Annotated in this window: 7 protein-coding genes; 5 read left to right on the top strand and 2 right to left on the bottom strand. The window is 60.7% G+C overall.

The annotated features are described in order from the left end of the window. Nucleotides 1-695: 695 nt before the first annotated feature. Nucleotides 696-1289, bottom strand: a complete 594-nt coding sequence (locus Q0I65_RS08110) for a hypothetical protein (protein WP_296062198.1) — start codon at nt 1287-1289, stop codon at nt 696-698. Nucleotides 1290-2221: 932 nt separating this feature from the next. Here Q0I65_RS08110 and Q0I65_RS08105 point away from each other — a divergent pair. The 5 genes from Q0I65_RS08105 to queF all read left to right on the top strand — a co-directional run bounded on the left by Q0I65_RS08105 (nt 2222) and on the right by queF (nt 6586). Next, nucleotides 2222-2794: a hypothetical protein gene (locus Q0I65_RS08105; RefSeq protein ID WP_296062195.1), complete on the top strand. Its 573-nt coding sequence runs from the start codon at nt 2222-2224 to the stop codon at nt 2792-2794. 1281 nt (nt 2795-4075) lie between these two features. Then, nucleotides 4076-4495: a 6-carboxytetrahydropterin synthase gene (locus tag Q0I65_RS08100; protein ID WP_296062193.1), complete on the top strand. Its 420-nt coding sequence runs from the start codon at nt 4076-4078 to the stop codon at nt 4493-4495. Beyond that, nucleotides 4488-5300, top strand: a complete 813-nt coding sequence (locus tag Q0I65_RS08095) for a radical SAM protein (RefSeq protein WP_296062190.1) — start codon at nt 4488-4490, stop codon at nt 5298-5300. Before Q0I65_RS08100 ends, Q0I65_RS08095 begins: the two co-directional genes overlap by 8 nt. Nucleotides 5301-5304: 4 nt before the next feature. Further along, nucleotides 5305-6045: a 7-cyano-7-deazaguanine synthase QueC gene (gene queC / locus Q0I65_RS08090; RefSeq protein ID WP_296062188.1), complete on the top strand. Its 741-nt coding sequence runs from the start codon at nt 5305-5307 to the stop codon at nt 6043-6045. A gap of 22 nt (nt 6046-6067) precedes the next feature. After that, nucleotides 6068-6586 carry a preQ(1) synthase gene (queF, locus tag Q0I65_RS08085; RefSeq protein ID WP_366513245.1) on the top strand — a complete coding sequence of 173 codons (519 nt, stop codon included), beginning with the start codon at nt 6068-6070 and terminating at the stop codon, nt 6584-6586. 123 nt (nt 6587-6709) lie between these two features. Here queF and Q0I65_RS08080 read toward each other — a convergent pair whose 3' ends face one another. Continuing rightward, nucleotides 6710-8008, bottom strand: coding sequence for an O-acetylhomoserine aminocarboxypropyltransferase/cysteine synthase family protein (locus Q0I65_RS08080; RefSeq protein WP_296062182.1), 1299 nt, complete (start codon nt 8006-8008; stop codon nt 6710-6712). Nucleotides 8009-8700 lie beyond the last annotated feature (692 nt).

Raw genomic sequence — 8700 nt, 5'->3', positions numbered from 1 at the left:
ACCCGACCCGACCCGACCCGACCCGACCCGACCCGACCCGACCCGACCCGACCCGACCCGACCCGACCCGACCCGACTCAGTACCGCTTCAATGCTAAAAAGTGCAGTGAAAAGGGAAGATTCTGGCACAAAAGCCGAGGTATCCCACGGAAACAGCTGGAGTTTGGGAGACGGTCACGACTCGGCGTCGTGCTTCAAAATGAAACACCAGGTCACAGGCTCGTAAGATTTGAGATTGCTCCCAGCTCGATCTTCTCTTGTGGGACACCTCGGTTTTTGTGCCAAAATCCGTTCAAATGAGTGAACTTTTTTATATGGTAGGGCATTCCCAATAGGCAACGAAAGGCTAGAGGCCAAGGGTTTGGGGTCATGCGTCGGGCGCGAAGGCTGGGCACGAAGGCCAAGCGAGAACGCCAGGTACGAACGCCAAGCGAGAACGACAGGTGCGAACGCCGGGAGCGAAGGCCAAGTGCGAACGCTAAGCGCGGGAACGTTCTCGGCTCAATCTGTCTTTGCTGTTCCCTGTTGGATGGAACGTGTCTAACTCGATGCCGGCTCGGCGGTTTGGCAATTGCTCATTACATACGACGCGCCAGTGCATTTCCTTGCTGCGGCTTTCTGATGCGCCCGATTCCGCCTCCTGGACTCGTTGCGTCGTCATTGCTCGAAGGATCTCGTTCGGTCCCCGGTCCGGGTTACTTGTTTTTCTTCGCGGCGTCTTGAGCTGTCTGCTTTGCTGATGAGATGGCCGATCCTGCAGCCCTTTTTGCACTTGCGAACAGGGGCTTCGCTTCGCGAACAACGTTTTTTGCAGCAGCGCACGTGACGTGGGCGGCTGTGGCGGCCCCTCTCGTGAAGCCTTTTGCGACCTCGGGAGCGCTTGTCGCTGCCATCTCGGCCGCTTCTCGCGCTATGGCTCCCGTTTTGAGGGCGGCGTCCTTCGCCTTCTCGCCTGCTTTGCCCGCTGTTCGCATTGCGGTGTCTGCGGCGAGGTCTGCCGCCTTGGAGGCTGCCTCGTCGAGGCGCTCTTCCAAAGGGGTTGCCGTGCGGCCTGTGTAGTTTCTATTTCCCCTGCTCACAAGTGCTGCTCCGCCGACGATTGCCGCAACACCCGGCCCAGGGAGCACGAGCATGGGAATTCCCGCCGCCGTAAGCGCGCTTCCTGCCGCGACCTGCGCAATGCCTTTCGCCTTCTTCGCGAACGTTGCCTTGCCTTCCATGGGGAGGACTTCGGGAATCACGACCTGACTTTCCGCGGTTGTTGCGTTTGCTGTTGCGTTCTCAGGCATTTCGGCTCCTTCGCTCGGCTTCTTGCTAAGAGGGTAGCGGCGCTGAAGGTGAAATCGTCCGTTTGAAACGAATCTGTTGCCAAGAGCAGCCATGCAGTGCTGGTCGTTCTTGAGATTGTTGGATGTTGCGGGTGGCGTCGGTGGTCGTCAGGATTGTTGGATGTTGCGGGCGGTGTTGGCAGTCGTTGAAATTGCAGGGCATAGCGGGTGGCGTTGGGAGATGTGATTGCCGTCCATTGAAGAGGGCGTTCTCGAGAGCCGTTCTTGCAGGGCAACGCGTCTGTGGGGGGATGGGCGCTGCTGGGCTTGTAGGGGAGCTATGGACGTAGCTTGCCGTTATCGGGGGTGTCAAGCGGCGCCTGTTCGCTTGTCTGCCAGACTTCTGCCAGGTTTCTGCCAGGAAACGATGATTGTGCGCAGCATTCGCAAAGAAAACTTGCAGATTACCTCGGGGAAATCAAGGCGAGTGGTGCATCTTCCGAAGGGGAAATCGGCAAGCTTTTGGCAATGGTTCGGCAAGAATGCGTTGCTACCATGCTTGCATGACCATTTTGCTCAGCCATACCACCGCACTTCGTTTTTGGCGAAGCAGCGCACGCCGAAGTGAAGCGCTCGCCTCGCCTCGGCGAGCGCCGACGCAGCGTGCGCGCATTGCTCTTTCGAGGTGTAAAAAGGTTGAGATCCCTACCTCCTTGCTAATCGAATTCGAATCCGGGGCTGTCGACATACTCGTTGGTTCGAAGGGGATTCGCGCCAGAACGGCGCGGCTTGCGTCGCACGTGTGGAGCCTGCCTGTTCCCAATAACTCGTTTTGCGCATGCTCGAAGAACGTGGTCGTAAGCTCGCCCGAGTTCTGCTTTCTCCAAATGGCGTCTACTCTCAGTATCGTCGGGTTGATACAGCTTGGATTCGAGCTGTGCGGAACATACGTAATGCGTGACGAAGGGTTTTCCGTCGCCGAGGAGCCGCTCACCACTGTCGCGCAGCTTGGCCGGTTTCTCGAGACGGCTCAGGGTTTGCGCGGACTCGATAAGGCGAAGCGAGCCGTTCGCTACCTTATCAACGGGTCGGCTTCTCCCATGGAAACGGCGTTCGCGATGCTTTTGTGCCTTCCTTACGCGCTTGGTGGATACGGAATCAGCCGGCCGCAGCTAAACTATCGGGTGGAGGTTCCCGCTAGCTTGCGCGCTGAGGCGGGTCGATCGATTCTCGTTTTCGATATGTGCTGGCCAGCGTTGCGTTTGACGTGCGAATACGATAGCAACACGTGGCATTCCGACGCTGCTGCTATCGACAAGGACGCGCGACGCAGGAACGCCATGCTCATCCTTCTCGGCTATCGATCAATCACGGTATCGTGGGCGCAAGTCGCCGATCCTGCCGCGTTCAATCGACTTGTGCGCCAGATTGCCCGCGCGACGGGAAAGCGGCTTCGCTATCGCGACCCTGGTTTTACGAGAGCGCATTTCGCGTTGCGGGAGTGCGTGCTGCCGCATCGACGATAGCGTTCGGTTGTTTGCGTTCGCGCGTTGAGGAAGCACCGCGCGCTTATGGGTATAGAGGTCGTTTTTGGACCCTGTCTTTTCCGGATGTCCTTTTCGCTGGCGGTACTTGCCGCTTATTTGAGTGCGGCGAGCTTGTGGATAACACAGCTTTTGGGGTTGTTGCGGTGTGAAAGCCGAGGAATCTCGAAAAACGTGGACGTCGAGGGGGAAATTCTGGCACAAAAACCGAGACGTCCCACGGAAATTGCTCTCGTTTGGAAAACTGTTTCGGATTGGGAAAGTGACTCAAAAAGAAACCCCTGGTCACAGGCTCTCGTGATCTGGAACCGTTTCCAGCTCAGCCTTCCTTTGTGGGATACCTCGGTTTTTGTGCCAGAATTGGCTCTTCGGAGTGCATTTTTTACGAAGCGATCACCGGCTGCGCGGAGCGTTGTGGCAAAGGCGGGGTGAAGACGCTCGAAGGTGTAGTTTTTCGAAGCGGAACCGTCTGTGTGAGCCTCTCGCCAGCATCTCCTCGGCCGCTTGAGCTGGGCTCATCCCGCTCGCTGTCGTGCGCGTGCCGTTGCGCGCGTACTGTTATTCGAGTTGCGACCGGGTGGCTTGCGATTTTGGAGTCTGCGAGATGAGCGAAGTGCTTTCTTTTATTGGCAAGGCGAGGAGCGCGTTGCCTTCTCGTTTCCCGCTTGTGATGATGGTTGCCGGATTGCGCGTTGTTGTGCATCGCGGGCGTCAGACTTTGCCCAGGTCGTATGCTTGTGTGGAATCGTCAGCCTGCGGTCTGCCTCTTCGTGTGCATGCGCTATACTGCTTGCCACTATGGACAGTTCGAAAACCTCCTGTCGGTAAACAAAACTAGGGAGCGTCGAATGCTGCTGGCGAGTTATGCCAGAGCGTCCGGCGCGTTATGCAGGAATGAGCGTTTGAAGCTGGGAGCTCGTGCGCTCGGGGTGTCGGGTGCAAGTCGCGCAATGGCGTGTTGCCCGTGCGTGTCAGGTGTTGGGCGCGAGTCGCGTCGATCGTGCTTGTGGCGTGTACCGCTCGCGCGATGCGATGCTTGTCCTCGCGCAGCCCATGTCGTATCGCGTGAGATGCGTATCTTGCTCGTGCGGTGTCTTGCGGGCTGCGGTTGTCCCAGGTGGGCGGCTGCGATTCGCATGAATCTGCGCTGGCCAAGCGGCTCGCGCTTGTGGCTTGCTCGTGCGATGCTCCGCTTGCTCGCCGTCGCCGTTCCTGCACCTAGGTTTCCCCACGGTGGTTTTCACTTGCGTGAAAGGTACGCCGATGTACGGGCTTAAAACCGAGAGCAGCTTCGATGCCGCTCATTTCCTCACCGACTATCACGGCAAATGCGAGAATCTCCACGGCCACCGCTGGCGCGTGGTTGCCTATTTGGAGCAGGAAGAGCTCCAGACGCAGGGAACTCACAAAGACATGGTGATCGACTTTGCCGACTTCAAGGGCGCTCTGCGCGACTTGACCGAAGCCTTCGACCACTCGTTTGTGGTGGAAGAGGGGTCGCTTGCCCCCGACACGCTCGCGTGCCTCGAGCGCGAGGGCTTCTCGCTTTCGGTCGTGCCCTTCCGCACGACGGCGGAAAATCTCGCCCGCTATTTTTACGGAAAACTGGCGGACGCGGGATTCCCCGTGTCGCAGGTCGACGTGTACGAGACCCCCAACAACTGCGCGATCTACCGTGGCTAGTAGTCGGGATAGCGCGGGCTCGCAGGCTGCGGGCGTGCCGGGGCGCGATTTCGCACGTGGGTCGGCTGCGCCCGCATTCTCCGAACCGGCAGCGAGTCGCATGCTTCCCGTTGCCGAGCGCTTTGTCAGCGTGAACGGGGAGGGGCGCGCCGCGGGCAAGCTCGCCGCCTTCATCCGCTTTACGGGGTGCAACTTGGCGTGTTCGTACTGCGACACCATGTGGGCAAACGCGCCCGTTGCCGCGGATCGCGCCGAGCGCGTGCCAGTCGCGGACCTCGTCGCGTGGACGCGCGAGACGCGAGTGGAATGCATAACCCTCACGGGCGGCGAACCCGCGCTGCAGCCTGAGCTCCCCTGCCTCGTGCGCGCGCTGCTTGCCGAGCCCGGCCCCCTCGGGCGCGGGCTTCGGGTGGAAATCGAGACGAATGGTGCCGCTGACCTGCGCGAACTCGCACAGCTGCGCGAGGCGTGCGCGTCGCTTCCCGGCAGCCTCACGTTCACGGTCGACTGGAAGCTCCCCGCAAGCGGCATGGAAGATCGCATGCTGCGCGAGAACTTCGCGCTCCTTGACGCGCGCGACACCGTGAAGTTCGTCTGCGGCGGGGAAGGTGATCTGGCCCGCATGCTGGAAGTGTCGCGCGAGCTGGGCCTTCCCAATCGCGTGCCGGTGTATTTGAGCCCCGTGTTCGGACGCCTCGACCCTGCGCGCATCGTGGATTTCATGCAAGAGAACAACCTCACCTGGGCCACCGCGCAGCTGCAGCTGCACAAGATCATCTGGCCGGGTGTCGAGAAGGGAGTGTAACCTCGTGGCAACTATCGAAGAGAAGGCGCTCGTTTTGTGCTCGGGCGGCGTGGATTCGACCACGTTGCTCGCCATGGCGGTTTCGCGCTACGGCGCCAAGAATGTGTACGCGCTTTCCATTTCCTATGGTCAGCGCCATAACAAGGAAATCGAGAGCGCGAAGGCGGTCGCCGCGCATTACGGCGTGGAGCAGCGCTTCCTCGATTTGGGAGCCATCTTCGCCGACAGCGATTGCAGCCTGCTCTCGCATTCCTCACAGGACATCCCCGAGGAAAGCTATGCCGACCAGCTCGCCGAAAGCGATGGCAAGCCGGTGAGCACCTACGTCCCCTTCCGCAACGGGCTCTTCCTCTCGGCGGCGGCTTCGATGGCGCTCTCGCTCGGATGCAGCGCGATTTACTACGGCGCGCACCACGACGACTGGGCGGGCAACGCCTATCCCGACTGCTCGCGCGAGTTCGTCGACGCGATGAACCGCGCAATTAAGGAAGGAACGGGCGGCGAGCTGCATCTTTGCGCGCCGTTCGTGGAAATGTCGAAGGCTGATATCGTCGCGCGCGGCATTGAGCTGGGCGTTCCCTACGAGCTCACCTGGAGCTGCTACGAGGGCGGCGACTATCCGTGCGGCGCGTGCGGGACGTGCATCGATCGCAATCGCGCGTTCGAGGCGAACGGGATGCGCGATCCGCTGCTCGACAGGCTCGACGCCGAGCGGGCGGCAGCAAACGCGGAAGGGGAGGAATAGCATGGCGAACATGGCGGGTGCGATGGACGCGACGAACACGGTGAACGAGAAACCGCAGCGCGAGGGGACCGACGACCTGTCGCTTTTGGGCAACCAGGGAGTGCGCTACCCGCAGACCTACGACCCAAGTGTCCTCGAGACGTTCGAGAACAAACATCCGGGCAATGACTACTTCGTGAAGTTCAACTGCCCCGAGTTCACCAGCCTGTGCCCGATCACGGGGCAGCCCGACTTCGCCACGATCTATATCGCTTACGTGCCGGGCGAGCGCATGGTCGAGAGCAAGAGCCTGAAGCTGTACCTGTTCAGCTTCCGCAACCATGGGGATTTCCACGAGGACTGCGTGAACGTCATCATGAAGGATCTCATCAAGCTGATGGATCCGAAGTACATCGAGGTCTGGGGCAAGTTCCTGCCGCGCGGAGGCATCTCGATCGACCCGTATTGCAACTACGGGAAGCCGGGCACGCGCTGGGAGGACGTGGCCTGGGAGCGCCTGTCTCACCACGACCTTTACCCCGAGAAGGTGGACAACCGCTAAAGGGGCGCGCGGGTAGGGGGCGCGCGAGAGGGCGCGACCCGAGGCGTGCACGCGGAGAACACGAGGGGCCGCTCGCAAATCGCGGGCGGCCCCTCGTTCATTAGGATCCAAACTGCCGTGCGACTACTTCACCGCGTCAAAGCCCTGCTCAAGGTCGGCCAAGATGTCCTTGATGTTCTCGGTGCCGATAGACAGGCGAATCGTCGTGGGGGAGATGCCCGCAGCCTCAAGCTCCTTGTCGGTCAGCTGCGAGTGGGTGGTCGACGCCGGGTGGATGACGAGGCTCTTCACGTCCGCCACGTTCGCGAGCAGGCTGAACAGCTCCAGGCTCTCGGTGAACTTGCAGGCGGTCTCGGCCGTGCCCTTGATTTCGAACGTGAAGATGGAAGCGGCCCCGTTGGGATAGTACTCGTCGTAGAGCTCCTTCGCGCGGCCAGTCGAAAGCGACGGGTGGTTCACGCGCTTGACCTGCGGGTGGCTGTTCAGGAAGTCGACGACCTTGAGCGCGTTCTCAACATGGCGCTCGACGCGCAGCGAGAGCGTCTCCAAGCCCTGGAGCAGGATAAACGCGTTGAAGGGGGACAGCGTTGCGCCCTGGTCGCGCAGGAGCGTGGCGCGCGCCTTGGTGATGTACGCAGCCTCACCTGCGGCTTCGGTGAACACGACGCCGTGGTAGCTCGGGTTCGGCTTCGCGACGCCGGGGAACTTGTCGGCGTTGCCCGCCCAGTCGAACTTGCCCGCGTCGACGATCACGCCGCCCATCGCCGTGCCGTGTCCGCCGATGAACTTCGTGGCGGACGCGACCACCACGTCGGCGCCGTGCTCGATCGGGCTCAGCAGGTAGGGGGTCGAGAAGGTGTCGTCCACGACGAGCGGGAGGTTGTGCTTGTGCGCGATGGCGGCCCAGCCTTCGATGTCGAGCACGTCGGAGTTCGGGTTGCCGAGCGTCTCCGCGTAGAGGAGCTTGGTGTTGTCCTGGATGGCCGTTTCGACGGCGTCAAGGTCGGCAGGATTCACGAATGTGGTGGAAAGCCCCTGTTCGGAAAGGGTGTGCTCGAACAGATTAAGCGTGCCGCCGTAAAGGTTGGTGGAGGAGACGATGTGATCGCCAACCGTGGCGATGTTCTGCACCGCGATAGTGATGGCAGCCGAGCCGGTGGCGACGCCGAGCGCCCCGACGCCGCCTTCAAGTGCGGCGATGCGCTCTTCAAAGATGGAGACGGTGGGGTTGGTCAGGCGGGAATAGATGTTGCCCGGCTCGGTGAGGCCGAAGCGCCCGGCTGCGGTCGCGGCGTCCTTGAACACGAAGGAAGACGTCAGGTAGATCGGCACAGCGCGCGCATCGGTGGCGGGGTCGGGGTTTTCCTGGCCGGCGTGAATCTGCAGGGTCTCGAACGAGTAGGCGTTCTCTTTTTCTGACATGTGGTTATCTCCTTAAACGATTGCGATAATATTCGCTTATTCATATAACGGTCGTAGTTATACGTGGCAACGCCCACTTGGTCAATAGGTTTTCGGGGAAAATCGGAATAATTTCTGTTGACCTGCTGAAACGTCGATAACCGCTTATCGGTTGCGCCGATAAGCGGCGGGAAAGGCGAGTTCGCGCCCGATTGCCGAAAGACTGGCTTTCTCATCTTGGGGATTGGCATCAAACTGTTAAACAACGCTTTCACCTGCGTAAATTATTGTTTACAGAACTCGTTTCGCCAATTGTGGAGCTTGCGTGAAGGAGGGGATGGCGTTACTATGGATACCGTTTAGATTGACTTTGACCGATAGACGCATTTGCGTCGCGTTTGAAAGAGGGGCCGTCATGGATTTGAGCTTCATTCCCGACAATCCGGGGATTATCGCCGGCATCGTTGCCGTCATCGTCATCATCATCGTCGCGTGCATCGCGAAGGGCTTCATCGACGAGCTCAAGAAGAAGTAGCCGCATCGCGTTGGCGAGCGGCCCGGCGGGGCGTCGACAGCATTGGCGTTCGAGCCGCAACCGCGCCCGCACGCAGGGGGGGCGAGTGGGCCGCCGATTGTCGGTCGCATCGCGCCTGCGAGGCGGGCTGGCCGTCGGCCACACCGCGTTGCCCCGAACCCGTTCGGCGTGCGGCGAC

This window comes from uncultured Ellagibacter sp., from assembly GCF_934643285.1.
Lineage (GTDB): Bacteria > Actinomycetota > Coriobacteriia > Coriobacteriales > Eggerthellaceae > Ellagibacter.
Note: the sequence above shows the minus strand (reverse complement) of the source record. Positions and strands in the feature narration are given on the sequence as shown.

Bases quoted from the DNA above. Each gene is read 5' to 3' on its own strand.
- Q0I65_RS08110 (WP_296062198.1), bottom strand. From the start codon at position 1,289: ATGCCTGAGAACGCAACAGCAAACGCAACAACCGCGGAAAGTCAGGTC.
- Q0I65_RS08105 (WP_296062195.1), top strand. From the start codon at position 2,222: ATGCGTGACGAAGGGTTTTCCGTCGCCGAGGAGCCGCTCACCACTGTC.
- Q0I65_RS08100 (WP_296062193.1), top strand. From the start codon at position 4,076: ATGTACGGGCTTAAAACCGAGAGCAGCTTCGATGCCGCTCATTTCCTC.
- queF (WP_366513245.1), top strand. From the start codon at position 6,068: ATGGACGCGACGAACACGGTGAACGAGAAACCGCAGCGCGAGGGGACC.
- Q0I65_RS08080 (WP_296062182.1), bottom strand. From the start codon at position 8,008: ATGTCAGAAAAAGAGAACGCCTACTCGTTCGAGACCCTGCAGATTCAC.